The organism is Dysgonomonas sp. 511, from assembly GCF_010501105.1.
Lineage (GTDB): Bacteria > Bacteroidota > Bacteroidia > Bacteroidales > Dysgonomonadaceae > Dysgonomonas.
Window position 1 is genome coordinate 69,810 of sequence record NZ_QVMQ01000001.1, and the last position, 19,374, is coordinate 89,183.

Below are 19,374 nucleotides of genomic sequence, written 5' to 3' on the forward strand. Positions count from 1 at the left end.
AAAAGATGAAGAAAATATTTACCGTTTTAGTAATGAGCGTATTACTTATGGCTTGTAAAAAAGTACAAAAGGGCGAGCCTGTTCATCAACCTGTAGATAAAGATGCTACAGAAGAAACCGTTAAGTTATACAACAAGCTTTTTGCACTGATGGAGACAGGGACTATGGTAGGCCACCAGGATGCTTTGGCATATGGGCATGGCTGGTATAAGGAAAACGGGCGTTCAGACGTGAAGGGCGTTACAGGAGATTATCCGGCAGTCATCGGCTGGGAATTGGGACATGTGGAGATAGGTGCAGAATATAACCTCGATTCGGTCTACTTCTCCGATATGAAACAGTACATAAAAGATACATATAAAAGAGGCGGCATAACTACTGCCAGTTGGCACGGCGACAATATCGTAACAGGCAATACCTCGTGGGACTGTGCCCAGGATACGGTCGTGAAGACCATCCTCCCCGGAGGCTCCAACTACGATAAATATTTAACATGGCTCGACAGGGTCGGAGATTTCTTTCTCGACCTGAAAGATGAGGAGGGTAAGCCGATTCCGGTTGTTTTCCGCATGTATCACGAACATACAGGAGACTGGTTCTGGTGGGGTAGCACGCAATGTACACCCGACGAGTATAAACAGTTGTGGATGATGACTGTAGACCATCTTCGCAACAAGAAAAGTGTTCACAACCTCCTTTACGCTTATTCCCCATCCGAAACAAAGGATGAGGTGGAATTCCTCGAACGCTATCCGGGAGACGAATATGTAGACATCATAGGTTACGATTGCTATGCAACAGGCAGCGATTCCACAGCCGTGGCTAACTACAAGGCTGCAATGGACAGGAACTTGAAGATAGTAACAACTTATGCGCAGAAATCAGGTAAGCTTCCCATTGTGGGAGAAACAGGGATGGAGGCTATCCCCTATCCTACATATTTTACCGAAGCGGTATATCCTGTAATCAGCCAATATAAAATAGGATGGGTGTTATTCTGGCGCAATGCGTGGGAAGCCGATAAGCCGCAGCATTTTTACGCACCGTTTGCAGGGCACACATCGGCTCCCGATTTTGTCAACTTTGTAGAGAAGCCTGATGTTTTGATGAATAAGGATATTACCGAAGAATAAGAAAAAAGGGTATGCTATAAGTAAAGTGAAGCAATCACTCCTATCCTCACGGGGTGTGCTCTACTCCGTTAGGGATGAGAGACAGATAGCCGATTTACTTATGGCATACCATGTATTGCATAATAGTGTTATTTTACTAAATCCGAGTACATAATATTTGCCGGAGGACGCTTGTTCTCCAGTTCTTTTTTCATAAAGTCCATATAGGGGGCAACATGCCTGAAGAATTTATAATAGCCTTTGCATAGGTAGTTAAGCCCGTCTTCGCCCTGCTCAGTCTTTATTATTCTGTTTTTAGGGCATTCGCCATAGCAGGCGAACAAGAACTCGCAATCCTTACAGGTAGAAGGCAGTTTTTCGTATTTGTCGTTGCCGAATTTTATCTGCCTGTCGGAATACATCATTCCCGTCAACGTGTCTTTCCGTATGTTGCCCAACTTATACTCGGGATAAACGAAATGGTCGCAGCTATATACATCGCCGTTAAATTCCATTACGCCAGCGTGCCCGCAAGTCTTTGCCAATATGCACACGCCCGGTTTCTCGCCTACCCAGTTGGCTAGTGTAGAGTCGAAATATTGTATATAGTATTTGCCGACATCCTGTTTCACCCACTCATCGAATATCGCTATAAGGAAGTCTCCCCATTTTTCGGCAGGTACATTCCACGATGCGGGTTGTCCATCTTCTGTTTCTACAATAGGGGCAAACTGGATATAGCGGCAATCTATGCTTTTGAAGAAATTGTAGAACTCCAACGGATAGTCTACATTATAATCATTGACCACTCCCATAACGTTGAACTCAACACCATGCTTTTTCAGCAACGATATGCCTTTCATTACATTATAGAATGATGGACGCCCGTCACGTGTTTTGCGGTATTTATCGTGGCAATGTTGCGGCCCGTCGATAGAGATACCTATCAGGAAATTATTTTCTTTGAAGAACCTGCACCATTCGTCGGTAAGCAGCGTTCCGTTTGTTTGCAGGCAGTTTTCTATGTGCCTTCCCCGCCCGTATTTCCTTTGCAGTTCCAGAGCCTTCTTATAAAAACCGATATTGCGCATAAGGGCTTCGCCGCCATGCCATGTAAAAAGGACTTCGGGCTGCGTCTGCGAATTCAGGTATTGCTCGATAAACTCTTCGAGCAGCTCTTCGGTCATTACGTGGTTCTTGATATCTGGATAAAGACCTTTCTTTTCCAGATAGTAACAGTATTGGCAACGCAGGTTGCAGACAGCGCCTACAGGCTTGAGCATGACATAGAGTGGGCGCGCAAAGGGGGAAATATAGTTTGTTTGAGCCATATCAGATATTATAGTTAGCGCATAAAGATACAATGGTTTTCCCGGCTAAGGAAAACCATTGTATTAAAATATGTTTCGTTATGTTTTGCTCAAAGCAGGCATTTGTGTTTTTTATATATGTATTAGAAGAAAAAGTCTTTCCTTTCGGTTGTAAAACTATATAAAATATAGATCTTTGACAATAAATCGGATTTGCTTATTTTCCTTTGTTATACTAATGGAAGTCTGATATAAAAAAGATTTGCTATGAAATTGAAACAGACTTTAATATGAAAGGTTTGTAAACAATGCAATCGTTTGCAAACCTTTTTTGTTAAAATAAAATATAAGGAAATGGCATTAAACTTATTAATAAGTAGATTTGTTTAAACTAAACCAGGGAAATGCAATATCTAAATCATTTATATAATGAAAATAAAATTACACGTAAACTATAAGACCAATTGGGGGCAAACTCTCTTTGTATGCGGTTCTGTACCCCCACTAGGGAACAACGATGAGAGTAATGCTCTGGAAATGGTATATACACCCGAATCATCCTGGTCTGTCGAATTTGAATGTAACGAAGAAGGAACAGTAGAGTATTATTATATTGTAAAAGAAGGCAACAGGATCATCCACAAGGAATGGGGAGGGCATCGGTTCTCTGTGGAAAAAGGCAAGTGCTATGAAGTCGAAGATACCTGGCGCAATATGCCTCAGCAGCAATTCCTCTACACATCGGGCTTTACCGACAGTTTCTTTAAACACGAACCTCCGGCAAAGGCTAAGTTCGGCAAGAAATCCCTCGTCTTGTTAGTAGAATGCCCGTATGTTAAGAAAGACCAGTCGCTTATCCTTGTCGGGGCAACAAAGACTTTAGGGGAATGGAAACTGGAAAAAGCCCTGCATTTTACTCCGCAGCCGAATAGTTTCTGGCAACTAGTAATAAATGCGGCCAACATAAAACAGCCTCAGGAATATAAGCTTGCGATCTACGACCACCGCAAAAAAGATATAATCCATTGGGAAGAAGGGCCGAACAGGATGTTGCAACCCCTACCTGCCGGTTTTCCCGACAACTCGGTACATATCGAATCTTTCTCGTACTGGCATGGCTGGATGAACTGGAAAAGTGCAGGTGTAGCTATACCCGTATTTTCGCTACGTTCGGAAGACAGTTTCGGTATAGGAGAATTTTCCGACCTGAAAAAGATGGTCGATTGGGCGGCAGCAACCAGCCAGAATATCATACAGATATTGCCAATAAATGATACGACCAACACGCATACATGGATAGATTCGTACCCATACAATGCTATTTCGATATATGCCCTGCACCCTATCTATTTAGGGTTAAAGGAATTTCCGCTCGAAAATGCCGAATTGTACAAAGAATATCTGGCTAAGGCTAAAGAATTGAATAAACTGTCGCAGATAGATTACGAAAAGGTGTATGCACTCAAGCAGTCTTACCTGATCGACTTATTCGAAGAATCGGGTAGCAATGTGCTGAAAAGCAAAGAATATAAGGACTTCTACAGCCAAAACGAAGAATGGCTTTTTCCTTATGCCTGCTTCTCATACCTGCGCGACAAATACAAGACGCCCGATTTTAAACGATGGAGTACTTTCTCAAAATACAACAAGAAAGCATTACAGAAATCTGTAGATGGTAATAAAGATTTCAAAACGGCAATAGAATTGCTGTTCTTCACCCAATTCCTTCTTCATAAGCAATTGTTGGGAGTACGCCAATATGCCAATGCACACGGAGTAATACTCAAAGGCGATATCCCTATCGGCATCAGCCGCAACAGCGTAGAGGCATGGACTGAGCCGCACCTCTTCAATATGGATGTGCAAACGGGTGCGCCGCCCGACGATTTCTCGTTCTATGGACAAAACTGGGGGTTTCCTACTTACAACTGGGACGAAATGGCTAAAGACGGTTACCAGTGGTGGGTGAAACGTTTCCGTAAGATGGCCGATTATTTCGATGCCTACCGTATCGACCATATATTGGGATTCTTCCGCATTTGGGAAATACCCCTGTCTTCGGTGCAAGGCTTGCTGGGCTATTTTAGTCCTGCCCTGCCGCTTACTGTCGGCGAGATCAATTCTTCGGGCATGTACTTCTCCGAAGAAAGGATGGCCAGCCCGTTTATCCACGAAAATTATCTGGGCGAAGTATTTGGTGAATATGCCGAAGAAGTCAAGCAAAAATACCTGCATACTACAGGATGGCAGCTTTTCGGGCTGAATGAAGAATGCAATACCCAGGTGAAAATAAAGTCTCTCTTTGCCGGGCAGGAAGACGTGAAGAATAGCCATATACGCGATGGGCTTTACAGCCTTTGCAACGAAGTATTGTTCATAAAAGATAAACGCGAGCCGGACAAATACCATCCGCGTATCACTGCCCAGTTCAGCTATTCGTACAAATTCTTGAGTGAGGGTGAGAAATATGCCTTCAACCGCCTGTATGATGACTTCTTCTATCGCCGCCATACTCAATTCTGGCACGATCAGGCAATGAAGAAGCTGCCGACACTGATATCATCCACATCTATGCTGGTTTGTGGCGAAGACTTAGGGATGGTTCCCGATTCAGTGCCTTGGGTAATGAACAAATTGCAAATACTGAGCCTCGAGATAGAACGCATGCCAAAGGAGCGGAACGTATTGTTCAACAGCCTGCCAAGCCTGCCTTACCTCAGTGTATGCACCACCTCTACCCACGATATGTCGCCTATAAGGGCTTGGTGGCACGAGAACAAGGAACTTACCCAAACATACTACAATCAGGTGTTGTGGAAACAAGGGCCTGCTCCTGACGATTGCTCTTCCGACCTCTGCTGGCAGATCGTTAGCAACCACCTCAACTCGCCATCGATGCTTGCCATATTGCCATTGCAAGACTGGCTCTCGATAAGCGACAGCTTGAAGTATCCGAACCCGGAAGCCGAAAGGATCAACATTCCTGCTATTGCACAGCACTATTGGCGCTACCGTATGCACATCACTCTGGAAGAACTTCTGGCAGCCGACGACTTCAACCAAGAAATAAGGACAATGATTAAAGTTGCCGGACGAGAATAAAATATTCAATTAATTAATACATTAAATACCAATGAAGAAAAACTGTTTGATCTTATTGTTTCTGGTATTCTTTGCCCAAACTGTCTTTTCTATCGAGATAAAGACCGTAGATCCCGCCTTCTGGTGGGTGGGAATGAAGAATGCAGAATTGCAAGTACTCATCTATGGTAAAGACGTGGCAAAATCGGATGTAAGCATTACATCTAAAACTGCCCGCCTCAAGGAAACCGTAAAGCTGGAAAGCCCGAATTACCTGATACTTTATTTCGATTTGACCGATGCCAAGCCCGAAAAATTCGATATAGTATTGCAGCAAGGAAAAAACAAACAAAATGTTTCCTACGAGTTGAAAGAACGCAAACCCGGTTCTGCCAACAGGACAGGCTTCAATTCGAGTGATGTGCTATATCTCATAATGCCCGACCGTTTTGCAAACGGAGACCCGTCTAACGATGTTGTACCCGGAATGCTCGAAGCCAAAGTGGACAGGAACGAACAATATGCACGTCACGGCGGCGATTTTAAAGGGATAGACAACCATCTGGATTACATACACGACCTAGGCGTGACAGCCATCTGGCTCAATCCTGTGTTGGAAAACGATATGCCCGAAGGTTCGTACCATGGATATGCTACAACCGATTATTATAAGGTAGACCGCCGTTTCGGTTCGAATCAGGACTTTGTAAATCTGGTAGACAGAACCCATGCCAAAGGGATGAAGGTAGTAATGGACATGATCTTCAACCACTGCGGAAGCCATCATTTCTTTTTCACCGACCGTCCGGCGAAAGACTGGTTCAACTATCCCGAAAAATACATTCAAACCTCATACAAAACCACTACGCAGCACGATCCCTATGTGTCTGCCGCCGACAAAAAACTGGCGATAGACGGCTGGTTTGTAGAGTCGATGCCCGACCTCAACCAACGCAACCGGCATGTAGCCAAATACCTGATACAAAACAGTATTTGGTGGATAGAATACGGTGGCATAGATGGCATCCGCCAAGACACGCACCCTTATGCCGACTTCGATATGATGTCGCGCTGGTGCAAGGAAGTGACAGACGAATATCCCGATTTCAATATTGTGGGCGAAACATGGCTTAACAATAATGTGGCAGTTGCTTTCTGGCAAAAAAACAGCAAGCTGGCTGCACCACACAATTCGAACCTCCGCTGTGTGATGGATTTCCCTCTGATGGGAGTTATGGAAAAAGCCTTCGATGAAGAGACGACATGGGATCAGGGAATGTCGCGAATCTACGAATATCTGGGGCAAGACATTGTATATGAGAATCCGCACGAACTGCTGATATTCCTCGACAATCACGATACATCGCGTTTCTACAGGACGATAGAGCAGACATCCAACCTCAACAGGTATAAGCAGGCAATAGCGTTCCTGCTCACCACGCGTGGCATACCCGAAATATATTACGGGACGGAGATACTGATGGCTGCCGACAAAAGCGAGGGCGACGGCTACCTGCGCCGCAACTTCCCCGGAGGATGGCAGGGCGACAAAGTAAATGCTTTCAACCGCAGCGAAAGAACAGCCGCTCAAAACGAAGCGTTCGACTATATGCGCAAACTGCTCAACTGGCGCAAGGGCAACGAGGCCATATCGAAAGGAACGCTCAAACACTTTGCTCCGGCAAACGGGGTGTATGTTTATCAGCGCGCCTACAACGGTAAGTCGGTCGTGGTAATCCTTAGCGGTTCGGATGAAGAAAAAACAATCAAGACAGCCGATTACAAAGAGGTATTGCCTAAGAATCAGGCAAGAGATGTTATTAGTGAAAATATAGTAAACTTGAATGCAGAATCTTTAACAATTAAGCCAAGAAGCGTAATGGTATTAGAATTTTGATTATTTTTATAAAGTCATCAACATTCTACTACCATGAAAAAAGGGCCTCTTACAATTAAAGACATTGCAAAGTTCCTCAACATATCGCCCTCGACTGTATCGAGGGCTTTAAAAGATAATCCGGACATCAGTCTGGAAACCAGGAAACTGGTGCAGGATTATGCACGCGAGCATAAATACAAGCCTAACGAATTGGCACTGAGCCTGAGAACGCAACGTAACAACATTATAGGGGTCATAGTACCCGAACTGGCAAACCATTTTTTCTCGGGAATACTTTCGGGAATGGAAACGATAGCCGAAGAAAAAGATTTCCATGTCATTGTCTGCCAATCGTCGGAAGACTACAACAAGGAAATAAAGAATGTACAAACCCTGATAAAAGCACGGGTATGCGGCGTACTGATATCGCAGTCGAAAACTACGACCAAATACGACCATTTCCAGGAATTGATAGACAACGGCATACCCGTCATTTTTTTCGACAGGATATGCACGGGTATCGATACGGGAAAGGTGGTGGTAGACGACTACTCAGGGACATTCACAGCCGTGGAATATATGATAAAAACAGGCTGTAAGCGCATAGCATTCTTTTCGGCACCCCTGCACCTCGAAATATCGAAAAACAGGAAAAACGGATACTTGGATGCACTCAGGAAACACCACCTGCCGATAGACGAGACTCTGGTAAGGATAGCCGACACAAAGCCCTTAGGCTACGAAAAGGCGATGGAAATATTGCAGGAACCCGGCAGGCCGGATGCTTTCATGGCAATGAACGACTATACGGCATCGGGCATATTATCGGCCGCAAAAAAACTGGGGTTGAGAGTGCCGGAAGATATATCCATCTTTGGTTTCTCAAACTCTAATATATCACAGGATACCGATCCTATGCTAACCACTATGGATCAGCATCCGCAAAAAGTAGGAGAAGAAGCAATGAAGCTGATGCTGGAAAAGATCGAAAACCAGAATGCCCCGTTGCGAAAAAACAAAATAATAAAAACATCCCTCATAGCCCGGCAGACAACGCGCGAACTGCCACCGGAAGATGGGGGATAAGCAGATTATAAAAAATCAGACAAAACCATGAAACAAAAACCAACATTGACATTCTGGCAAATCTGGAACCTCAGTTTCGGATTTCTGGGAATACAAATAGGATACTCGTTGCAAAGTTCGCAGACCAGCCGTATCTTATCAGCCCTGGGAGCCGACCCGCACCAATTACCTTTATTCTGGCTGGCAGCACCCATCGCGGGGCTTATTGTACAGCCCATAATAGGCATGTCGAGCGACCGTACTTGGACAAGGATGGGGAGGCGGATTCCATTTATATTGGGCGGGGCTATCGTTTCGGCCATAGCCATGTACTTTATGCCTAATTCCGAGTTTGTGGCGGCAATTATGCCTCCTGTCATATTTGGTGCGTTCATGTTGTTGTTTATGGATTGTGCGTTCAATGTATCCATGCAGCCGTTCCGCTCGCTGGTCGGCGACATGGTTAACGATAAACAGCGCAATCTGGGGTATTCTACCCAGAGTTTCCTTACCAATGTGGGTGCTGTAGTAGGATCTTTTCTCCCCTTCCTGCTGACATGGATAGGCATACAAAATATACCCGAAGCCGGGGAAAAGGTTGCTCCTTCGGTCGTCTGGTCTTTCTATATAGGAGGCACAGTACTTTTGCTCACGGTCTTGTGGACAAGCCTGCGGGTAAAAGAGTATCCGCCAAAAGAATATGAGGAGTACAATGATATTACCGACAACGAAAAGCAGAAGAAATCTTTTATACAAATATTAAAGGAGACTCCAACCACGATGTTGCAGTTGGCAGTAGTGCAGTTTTTCTCATGGTTTGCCCTGTTTATCATGTGGGTATATTCTATTGGGGGTATTGCCGAAAATGTATGGCACACGGCCGATCCCCTTTCCGAAGCATACAACGAAGCCGGTAACTGGAACGGGGTATTAAGCGGGGTATATGGTATCTTTGCCGTTGTATTCTCTATGCTGATGGCTAAACTGGCTGATAAACTGGGACGAAAGAAAGTATATTCGTTTGCCCTGCTTATGGGAGCGTTAGGACTTGCTTCTATGTACGTTTTCGATGATAAGTATATGCTCCTACTATCTATGCTTGGGGTTGGTATCGCTTGGGCAGCCATCCTGGCCATGCCTTATGCTATCTTATCGGCGGCACTGCCTGCCAGTAAGATGGGGGTATATATGGGCATATTCAATGCAACGATAACAATACCTCAGATCGTAGCAGGGCTTACCGGAGGTCTTATCCTGAAATATGTAGCAGGAGGAAGTTCTATTGTAATGATGATAGTAGCAGGAGTGGCGATGGCATTAGCTGCCATTTCCGTCACATTCGTAAGAGATATAAATGCTGAAAAGCAAAAATTAGAGCAAGTCAACAAATGATTAAATGAATTGCATATGAAGAGTAAGTTATTATTAGTTATCGCAGCCGCGCTGTTTATCGGGTATTCGTGTAAAGAGAAACCGAAAGAAGCAGAAGGGCCTGTCGAAAAATGTACGGTAAAGCATCCGGACTGGACGCGCAACGCCGTCATTTACGAAGTGAATGTACGGCAATATACCAAAGAAGGCACTTTCACCGCTTTCGAACAGCATTTGCCACGCCTCAAAGAACTTGGCGTAGATGTGCTTTGGTTTATGCCTATCCATCCTATTTCCGAGAAGAACCGTAAAGGAACATTAGGTAGCTATTATGCTGTGAAGAACTACACGGAAGTGAATCCTGAATTTGGTACAAAAGAAGATTTTAAACGTGTGGTAGATAAGGCGCACGAAATGGGATTCAAAGTTATCCTCGACTGGGTTGCCAACCATACAGGTGGCGACAATATCTGGCTCGCCGAACATCCTGACTGGTATGTGAAAGATGCAGCAGGAAACCCTAAAAGCCCGTACGACTGGACTGATACTTACGAACTGGACTACGACAATCAGGATATGCGTGCGGCTATGATTGGCGCACTTAAATATTGGATAAAAGACTTCGATATAGATGGCTACCGTTGCGATATGGCGCATGAAGTACCTACCGATTTCTGGAACAATGTACGTCCTGCCCTCGACAGTGTCAAACCTGTATTTATGCTAGCCGAATCGGAAGAATACGACCTCCTCGAACATGCTTTCGACGCCAACTACTCGTGGGAGCTGATGCACATGATGGCAGACGTGTATAAAGGAACAAAGGATGCGGATAGTATTGCAGCGTATATCCAAAAGCTGGATTCGATAAAATGTCCTGATGGATACAAGATGAACTTCCTGACCAATCATGACGAAAATTCGTGGAATGGTACCGAGTTCGAACGCTACGGGAAAGCGGCTGAAGCCTTTGCAGTGTTGACTTATACCTTGAATGGTATGCCTATGATCTACACAGGGCAGGAAGTAGGTTTGAAAAAACGCCTCTCGTTCTTCGAGAAAGACATGGTTCCTTCGTGGACAGAAAATGCAACTACCAAGTTCTATAAGAAGTTGAATGAACTGAAACACAACCATCCCGCGCTTCGTGCCGGAGAGATGGGCGGCGAGTTTAGGCGGTACAGCACCAATTATGGAAAAGAACTGCTAATTTATTCGAGAGAGAAAGCCGGAAAAGAACTGATGGTAATGCTCAACCTTTCGGGCAAAAGCATCACTTATGCGAGTAACGATGCGTTGGGTAGGAATAATTATTACGATTACTTTACCGGAAAGCTTGTAGGCAATTTGCCGAAGACTATGAAGCCTTGGGAATACAGGGTATTTACAAGGGATAATTAATCGCATAGGGGTAATACAAAAGAAGTTGTCCCAAAAGTAATCATCTGCTTCATTGCTTCATTTATTAGCCATCGGTCACATACTTTTGTATGCTCCCTTCTGTCTAAAAATGAGCGGCTTCGCATCTAATCACTTTTGTCCTTTATTACTTTGGGGACACCTTCTTTTGTATGCAGGTTTACGTGTTTGTTATTTACGGATTAATCAAGAATAACACGGCACGGTTTTTATCATTATCCAGTTTAAACGGTTGTTGCCCGTCACCACGCCAGTTTACAGATATACGGTTTTTAGCGATACCATATTTAGTTTGCATGGCCTTGGCTACAGCTTCCGAACGGTTTTTTGACAAGCGTTGGTTAATAGTAGCATTACCGGTCTTCTTATCGGCATAACCTGTTACTACCACTGTTGCTCCAGGATTGTTGTTCAGGTAGTTTACAGCCAGTTCTATCTTAGCCCACTCTGGTTGGTCTATCACCCATTTGTTTATACGGAAGAATACAGGATCGGGCAAGAAGAAAGGTTCCACCTTCTTTACTTCTGCTTTCTCTTCAGGTTTCACGTCGAATGGCAGAGTCGGGGTTATCTCTACTTTTGGCGCTTCTTTCGGAGGCTCCGGAGCAGCGAATATATCCGGACAATCGTAGAACTTCCTGCGGCGAGCCATTTCCGATTGGGCAACGCTTAGTTGTTGTGCGCTTCTTTTTATTACGATAACTTCTTCTCCCGAATTGAGCTGCATAAGTACCGAGTCGCGTACAGTGCCACAGTTACACGGGTCGGCAGCCTTTTCTGTTGTAGTGGCTGCTTCTGTATTGTTTTCTTGTGCATTGAGCGAAAAAGACAGTACTATAAAGAGTATCGGTAGTAATATAAATCTCATCTTCATAATAATTTGGGTGTCAAGGTAAATTTATTCCTATCGTTTACTATTAATATCAAGGTACAAATTTAATACATTATTCTTAAAAAAGGTTTTCCTTCCCGAAGAAATGATAAGTTTTAACTATAAATGCGTCAGATAAGCGCATTCATGTATATATCCACATCAATAGCGGCTTCTTCTCTTTTTTCAATAAGGCGTCAATATCTTTCATCAGCCTGTTGCTTACTACCGGGCATCCCATGCTCCATCCCAACGGCAGGTGACGCGGATGAATTTCGTGATCGGGTACAGGAGTATGCGAATGCAACACGATTATTCGCCGGAAGGCATTGCTGTTGGTTTTTTCCAACCCGTGCATCTTGTAATGCGCATTTATGCCATAATTGCTATACGAGCGTATGCCTAGTTTATATTTACCCAGCGAGGAACAATAACTGCCTTCGGTATTACTGAAAACAGGTTTCGCCCCGGTACTGCCCTGTCCGTAGCCATGGCAGCAAAGCCCTGTATATTTGATTGTGTCATTCGCGAAGTCCCAAACGAAAATACGGTTCTTGCCAGAATGGATGCTAAAGTCTATCAAGATGCAATAATCGGTATTCAGTCCTTTGGTTTTACAATATACCATTGCCGAATCGGCTTTGGCTTTCAGGCGGCTGAATGCCGCCTGTTTTTCTGCCAATTCATTATCTAGCCTTTCCTGTATTTGCGGGTTGCTGGCATTGCTGCACATGCTAAAGCAAAGAATCAATAACAGCGTAAGTAGTGTGTAAGGCTTTGGTTCGTTCATTTGTATCTATTGAATAAAAAACACTTGTAGCTATTTCACCACTACCTTAACACCCTGTGTATGCGAAGCGTATTCAGGTGCATACATACACTGTATAGTTGTAATACCGTTGGTATATTCTCCTGTGCGGTTCACATATACAGGATATTCGAGTACATAAGTCCCTTTCGGCAAATGGTCGAAATAGAAGTTGGTCGAAGCATCTTTCGGCATCTGGTAATAAATCAGACCGTCAGCCCATTTCACACCCGAAACGGTTTGCAACGGTTCGAAGCATGATGCACGCATATCCTTCAACTGCACAAAGTCCATATCCTTGTTGGTGCGGACAGTGAGGCGTACTATAATTTTGTCGCCAACAGTGAGTGGATTGCTTTCTGTTATCTGTACCAGACCATTACCTGCAGCCGTTACATTTTCTTTGTATAACTGCTTTTCTACACTCAAATCGCCTTTTTGCGCTGTTATCTTATCCAGGTTTTCGTAATATTGCCAATACAATGCGCCGTAGGCAGGCTGAGGGTTTACTGTAGTGATTTCTACTTTACCCATCTCTTTCGAGATCTCTCCCTTATCCCATGTTTGCTTGATGTAGCCTGTACCCAGTTCCTTATTTTGTTGTTCTACGGCTTTGCCGCCAACTACTACACGCGCAGGGGTAGTTTCGCCCGAAAACCAGTCGGAACCTGTGCTTAGCAATGCGCTTACTGCATCTATCGTTGCGTGCGTAGACTCCCATTGCTGGGTTTTCTTTTGATTCACCAACCAGCGTTTGAGAGCATTCATTTCTTCAGGTTTCGCTCCAGCTTCCTGCAAGGCTTCCATCAGGAATGTATGTGTGCTGATAGCCGAAAGCGACATGAATACATTGCTGCGGTTGTTCGGCCAGTACATACCCAGTTTTTTGTCGTTGACAGCATGCTCGCGGACAGATTTCAGTATCTTGCCGGCTAATGCTTTTTCTCCGTTGCGGATCAGTACAGGGACAAGTATCGAACGCTCGTACATACCCAGTTTTGTCCAGTTCTTGCTTGCTACGTTGGTATAGAAGCGTTCTGCGGCACGTGTTTCCTGATCGATCGGTATATCTCGGTAGAAAGAACGGACATAGGCAAATTCGAGTTGAGAAACAGAAACCGAAGTCGTCTTTTCCCAATCCTTATTATTCTCTTTCAGGCGGCTGAAATCGTCACGTATTTGCTTGTCGATATATTTCAATGCCTGCATCTGCATTCTCTTTATCTCTTCCGGATATTGCACCTGCCCTATTTGTTGCAGGCGTGCATATCCGTAAAGGATATATTGCGATATGGCACGGCTAGGGTACATTCCTTTGTACCACGACCAACCTCCTTCGTTGTCCATTAGTTCCGACAGCTTACGTGTGGCTGCATCGGTTTGCTGTTTTGTATTATTCAGGTCGAACAATAGGGACAGGCGTTGCATTTGCTCTGTTTCGTTCTTGGCATCCATTACCCACGGGGTTTCTTCGAGCAAAACGTTTTTCAGTTCCTCATCTTTTTGCAGATTCGACATCAATGTTTGCTTGTCGCCTCCTTGTTTCTTCCATGCCTCTATCATTGCCGACACTTTCGGGTATTGGCGAACGATAGACGAACCTAGTGTATTCACATAGTAGCTTGCAAACCAGTTTACAGCATTCTCATTCGTTGGGTTCGACATGGTTGGCAGTGCCATTACCGCATACCATGCAGGATTGGATGTGTATTCCAGCGTCAGCTTATAGTTGCTGGCTGTAGCAGAATTGTTGTTATACAACTTGTCGAGCGTAAAGGTGTTTGTTCCCTCTTTGGTAATATCCATCGGCAGGGTTTCGGTCACCAGCATACGGTTTGGCAATACGGCAAGCACATGCTGTTCGCCATCGCTGAATGTCGCATTCTGTGCAACTATACGGCAGCCGATAAGTTCCATATCCGAAGGGACATCGAATATCCACGCTGCGGAAGCAGATGCTTCTTTTTCCACAGAGAACGATTGCGATTTATTTGCAATATTCAGGTCAATAACTTTCTCGGTTGCAGGATCGAAAAATTCGATGCTTACATTACCGGATATCGCGTTTTCCGACAGGTTCGATATTTTTGTCGATATACTTGTCTTATCTCCCTGACGGATAAAGCGTGGCATATTTGGCGTTACCATCAGTTCTTTTTGGGTAACGATAAACTGCTCAACTGTGCCTACACGCGATTTCTTATCGTGAGCTAATGCCCTAAACCGCCATGTAGTATTACTTTCGGGTACTGTAAACGATATTTGGGTTTCGCCCTTCTCGTTTGTCTTTAGTTGAGGGAAGAAGAATGCTGTTTCGGCAAAGTTCTGGCGGATTTGCGGGGTGTTGCCGCTTTCTGCTTCTGCTGCAGGGTCAAGTTTTCCCACTCTGACGCTTTCGTCTGGTATATAATGTGGCATAGGTGCAGATTTAACTCTAGCTTTAGAGAGGCTTAAATTGAATCCAGGTGCAGAATCGGCCATAATCTCAGTCGGTATAATTGGTTCTTCTACTGTGGGTACTGCGTAAGCTATTCCACCACTTCCTCCTCCTACATAACCTTCTCTCTTCAATAATTTGTAGTTTGGTATATATCCAAACCAATTTAATTGATCGAATCTTAACTGAACAGCAGCCGGAGTAGCAGCCTCTTTATCCAACTCTTTCATTTGAACAAAGAAGCTCCTTACCATATCGTTATCTGCATAATAGTTACTCGGAAAATTGAAGTTCATAGGATATACCCCTACCTTATTTATATGTGGTCTGTTGAAACCCCATGCAGTATAAGGCATTAATTTATCCAACGAAATATCGTACATAGAAGCCAGTACTTCTGCCATTGCTGCATTATTCAATGTGTCGCGTACGCTCAATGTCCATGTTTCAGCCTGCCCCGGACGAAGCTTGTCGCGGAAAACTTCGAGTTTTACATTCAGTTTGGTATCCGGTTCGGCTTCTTCTTTTTTCAGCGACACATCGTTTTGGTACATCTTTCCATTCTTCACATAGGCAAACGAAATATTTACTCCGTCACCGTACTCTGCTTTGTACGGGATAGTAAATGTGCGGTTGGCATCAGACATTGGGATAAACCTGCGTTCGAAGACATTGTTGTTATTAAACAACTGATAAAGAACATATACATCTTTTTCTGTCACTCCGAAAATAACCTCTGCCGGTTTACCTTTATCTGTAAATGTTGTGTTCTTTTCTACCAGCCAGCCATCAGTTTTTACAGGCGGTTTTTTGTCGGAATAGGAGAATAATACAAAGTCTTTTTCGCTGTCCACTTCTATTCCCTTATTGTCTAATGCTTTTACTTTAAGGCGATATTTGCCCGAAGCCAATGTTTTCATCACTGATTTTAACTGGCTTTGTTCTCCTGTTTCGAATGTCCCTTCTTTTACGCTTTTTACAATGGAATTATTCGTATCTAATGAATAGATTGTGAAAGAACCTTTGGTGTCTATATTTTCGCCTTGCAGGTTCTTAGCTGTGATAGCAAGCTTATAATCGCTGCTTTTTTCCATCTGGTCGGGCATATCGAGGCTTATAGCCATAGAAACATTGCCCACTGTTATGGAATATGTATTCGATTGCGTTTCACCATTCATATCGGTAACAGCAGCAGTTACTTCGAATGTATATACCTGCCTGTCGTGCAACGGAAGCACAGCTTTGTTATCACCCGCCAAAGGCGTAAAGATGATTTCGAATGAGCCGTCTTCTTTTGTCTTCGCTGTTCCCTGACGGAATGGTGCTTTATAACTGCCTCCTCCCCAACGCCAGAAAGAAAACTGGGCGCGTGTGATTGCATACTCAACGTTTGTGTCCTGCAAACTAACACCTGAGAAGTTTTTTGCATAACCTTTCAGCGTCACCTCATCGCCAAACGAGTAAGACTTGTCTATCTTGTCGAAAGTGATTTCGAATGTAGGACGCTTGTATTCCTCTACGTTTACATAGGCGCGGTATCCTCCGTTTACAGCGACATTATATTGGCCGAGCAATCCCGATTGAGGGATGATAAATTCACCTGATACGGAGCCAAACTCGTTGGTGATTAATGTCTTTTCTGCCACTTTCTCGCCATTTACATTGTAAAGTTCTACCGGATACGATTTTCCGGCGATTACATTGCTGTTTTTATCCACAGCCACAGCCTTGAAATACAAGGTTTGCCCCGGACGATAGATGGTACGGTCGGTAAATACGTTGATAACAAGATTCTCCCCTTCATACTGCGGGGCATTGTTCCATCGGTATGAGTTTTCCTGTAAGCCTTGTGCCTCCAAGCAGGAGTCTGCGCCTAAAGCTATTGTATATTTAGCTACCGTCCAGCGATATGTACCTTTCTTCTTTACGGTTTTATCCAGATATGTGGCGATGCCCATAGCATTAGTTTTCAAAAATACAGGGGCAATATCGGTATCAGTATCCTTATATTTCTCAGGTACGACCTTCACAGTCACATCCTTCATAGGTTTGCCCGACAGCCTGTCGGTGACGAATATCTCATATTCATTTTCCTTGCTGTTGCGCGAAAACGATATCAGATTGGTTACCACAAAATTGAACCGGCTCTGAGCATCCTGCGTATATTTAGCCTTCTTGTTGTTAACCAGTTTATTTATAGCTTCTGCCGGAAGGCTTGTGAAACAATATTCGCCTACCGGCAATTTGCCTAAATCGAGCTTTATGGTATCGGCAAAATAGGTGGTCTTAGAGATAAGGTTCAAGTCATTATATTCTTTCAGAAGGGTGTATTTATTTCCTTCTTTCTTGTATAATGACAATACCGGCGATTTGCTTGCGGCTTGCAGGTTCTTATGCTCTATAGTTATATTGAAATCGTTCTTAGGCGATATTATTTCCCTGCCTTGTACCTGCAAAAAAGGAGTTTCTATTACAGCCAGGCTTTTCTTCAATAGCCTTGCACCGTATGAATCGGGATGTTTTTTCAGCCCTTTCTGAATCCATTCGTATTGTTCTTTTGCTATTTCCACGGGCATTTCGCCCCAGTTGTACGAGTTTACTATCTTGTCTATTATTTCGGTGCTGATCTCGTTATTCTCGTATTTCTTTTCCAGCCTGATATAGGCATCATGTGCCGACTTGCCATCGAAAGAGTAGGAATTGGATGCCACGAAGTTTATCTTATCCATTTCGGTCAAAGCAATGGTCGGAGTCATCCTCCGCTGATTCAAATCTTTCAGGTATTGTTGGTAATAAATAAATACAGTGTAGCGATTATCTTCCCCGGCTTTCAAATTAAGGGTAGTATATTCATCAGCAAACGAAACAAGCTGTTCCACTGTTGCACCTGTCTGTTCGGGATCGAAATTGGAATAGTCGTAAGAAACAACCTGTTGCGCTATTTCAATGGCCCTTTTCATCAGGAAATCGTAAAGGGTAGGATATTTATCCTTATCTACTCCCAGGTCGATAATATCGTCGAATTCTTTGGTCGTATGCTTCTTCAGCGTTGCAGCCTGCCCGACTGAAAGATTGAGGTTTTCCACTATCTTATTGATAAAGATATTCGAAGTCCATTCCTTCATATCCTCAGGCACTACATCGGTGAGGGCTGTTCGCCTCCTTATCTGCCACCGGTGTTGGTCGTAATAATTGTTGTACAGTTCTGCCAACATGGAGTTAAGCAAAGCTTTCTCCTCTGCTTTTCCTGTCTGCCCGACGAGGGCTTCGATATCGGGTATCAGGCTGTCGCTGTCCTTGTCAATATCTCCTTTGTACTTGTTTTTGATAATAAGTGCCTTGATTACCTGCGTGCTGTTTTTCTCATCAATAGCCTTCCGCAAGATTTCGTCCACCTTATCTACTGCCGACTTGGGCAGCGATTCATTCTGGAAGCGGTTGACCTCTTCCCAGTCCTTTTCATACTTGTTGTTGGATGTCTGCGCTGTCATTGCAATGCTTATTAAAAACAAAAGACCGATTAAAAAATGCTTCTTCATATCTTGTGTTATTTATATTATCTCTATTAGAGATAATTTTTGATGGATATATTCATATACAAATATGTTAAAGATGGTTAGAGTTTTGTTAGAAATCTTTATTTAGCCAAAGCCATGCCCAGCCAAACGGCCAGAATTCCTACAATACAACTCAATAATACATAAACAACAGCAACGGGTACTTGGTTGTTGTTTACGAGTGTCAAAGTTTCGATAGAGAACGTGGAAAAGGTGGTGAATCCGCCACAAAAGCCTGTGATAAGCAGGAATCTCAAATAGTTTTCGGGAATAAGGTTTGCAAAAAGTCCAATACAAAAGCAACCCAATACGTTTACTATAAATGTAGCCACAGGAAACAAAAACGGCTCGGAACGGGTAACCAGCACCGAAGTAAGAAATCGTAATATACTTCCTACTGCCCCTCCTGTACCAACTAATAGTATTTGTTTCAGCATATCCTGCAAATTTACTTAAATCTTAAT

The 19,374-nt window shown here is 43.8% G+C and carries 11 protein-coding genes; 6 read left to right on the top strand and 5 right to left on the bottom strand.

Going from position 1 to position 19,374, the window contains the following annotated elements:
• The first annotated feature begins 5 nt into the window (after nucleotides 1-5).
• Nucleotides 6-1,133: a glycoside hydrolase family 26 protein gene (locus D0T57_RS00275; protein WP_163269676.1), complete on the top strand. Its 1,128-nt coding sequence runs from the start codon at nucleotides 6-8 to the stop codon at nucleotides 1,131-1,133.
• A 128-nt stretch (nucleotides 1,134-1,261) separates the two neighbouring features.
• Here D0T57_RS00275 and D0T57_RS00280 read toward each other — a convergent pair whose 3' ends face one another.
• Nucleotides 1,262-2,443 carry an anaerobic sulfatase-maturation protein gene (locus tag D0T57_RS00280; protein WP_163269678.1) on the bottom strand — a complete coding sequence of 394 codons (1,182 nt, stop codon included), beginning with the start codon at nucleotides 2,441-2,443 and terminating at the stop codon, nucleotides 1,262-1,264.
• Between the two features lie 408 nt (nucleotides 2,444-2,851).
• Between D0T57_RS00280 and D0T57_RS00285 the strand changes: the two genes are divergently transcribed.
• From D0T57_RS00285 to D0T57_RS00305, 5 genes are read left to right on the top strand one after another with little or no spacing between them, the layout of a single operon-like run.
• Entirely contained in the window at nucleotides 2,852-5,524 is a 2,673-nt protein-coding gene (locus tag D0T57_RS00285; RefSeq protein WP_163269680.1) for a 4-alpha-glucanotransferase, read from the top strand.
• Between the two features lie 31 nt (nucleotides 5,525-5,555).
• Nucleotides 5,556-7,400 (top strand): glycoside hydrolase family 13 protein, encoded by a 1,845-nt coding sequence (locus tag D0T57_RS00290; RefSeq protein ID WP_163269682.1) that lies wholly within the window; start codon nucleotides 5,556-5,558, stop codon nucleotides 7,398-7,400.
• 33 nt (nucleotides 7,401-7,433) lie between these two features.
• Nucleotides 7,434-8,468, top strand: coding sequence for a LacI family DNA-binding transcriptional regulator (locus D0T57_RS00295; protein ID WP_163269684.1), 1,035 nt, complete (start codon nucleotides 7,434-7,436; stop codon nucleotides 8,466-8,468).
• 27 nt (nucleotides 8,469-8,495) lie between these two features.
• Nucleotides 8,496-9,839, top strand: a complete 1,344-nt coding sequence (locus D0T57_RS00300) for an SLC45 family MFS transporter (protein ID WP_163269686.1) — start codon at nucleotides 8,496-8,498, stop codon at nucleotides 9,837-9,839.
• A gap of 15 nt (nucleotides 9,840-9,854) precedes the next feature.
• On the top strand, nucleotides 9,855-11,219 hold the full coding sequence (locus D0T57_RS00305) for an alpha-amylase family glycosyl hydrolase (RefSeq protein ID WP_163269688.1): 1,365 nt from the start codon (nucleotides 9,855-9,857) through the stop codon (nucleotides 11,217-11,219).
• 193 nt (nucleotides 11,220-11,412) lie between these two features.
• Here the strand turns inward: D0T57_RS00305 and D0T57_RS00310 are convergent, their stop codons facing one another.
• From D0T57_RS00310 to crcB, 4 genes are all read right to left on the bottom strand, one after another.
• A complete protein-coding gene (locus tag D0T57_RS00310; RefSeq protein WP_255490444.1) occupies nucleotides 11,413-12,105 on the bottom strand; it encodes an OmpA family protein in 693 nt (230 codons plus the stop codon).
• Between the two features lie 148 nt (nucleotides 12,106-12,253).
• Nucleotides 12,254-12,898 carry a murein L,D-transpeptidase catalytic domain-containing protein gene (locus D0T57_RS00315; RefSeq protein WP_163269692.1) on the bottom strand — a complete coding sequence of 215 codons (645 nt, stop codon included), beginning with the start codon at nucleotides 12,896-12,898 and terminating at the stop codon, nucleotides 12,254-12,256.
• Between the two features lie 30 nt (nucleotides 12,899-12,928).
• Nucleotides 12,929-18,892, bottom strand: a complete 5,964-nt coding sequence (locus D0T57_RS00320; RefSeq protein ID WP_163269694.1) for an alpha-2-macroglobulin — start codon at nucleotides 18,890-18,892, stop codon at nucleotides 12,929-12,931.
• A gap of 98 nt (nucleotides 18,893-18,990) precedes the next feature.
• Nucleotides 18,991-19,347, bottom strand: coding sequence for a fluoride efflux transporter CrcB (crcB, locus tag D0T57_RS00325; protein ID WP_163269696.1), 357 nt, complete (start codon nucleotides 19,345-19,347; stop codon nucleotides 18,991-18,993).
• Nucleotides 19,348-19,374: the final 27 nt, after the last annotated feature.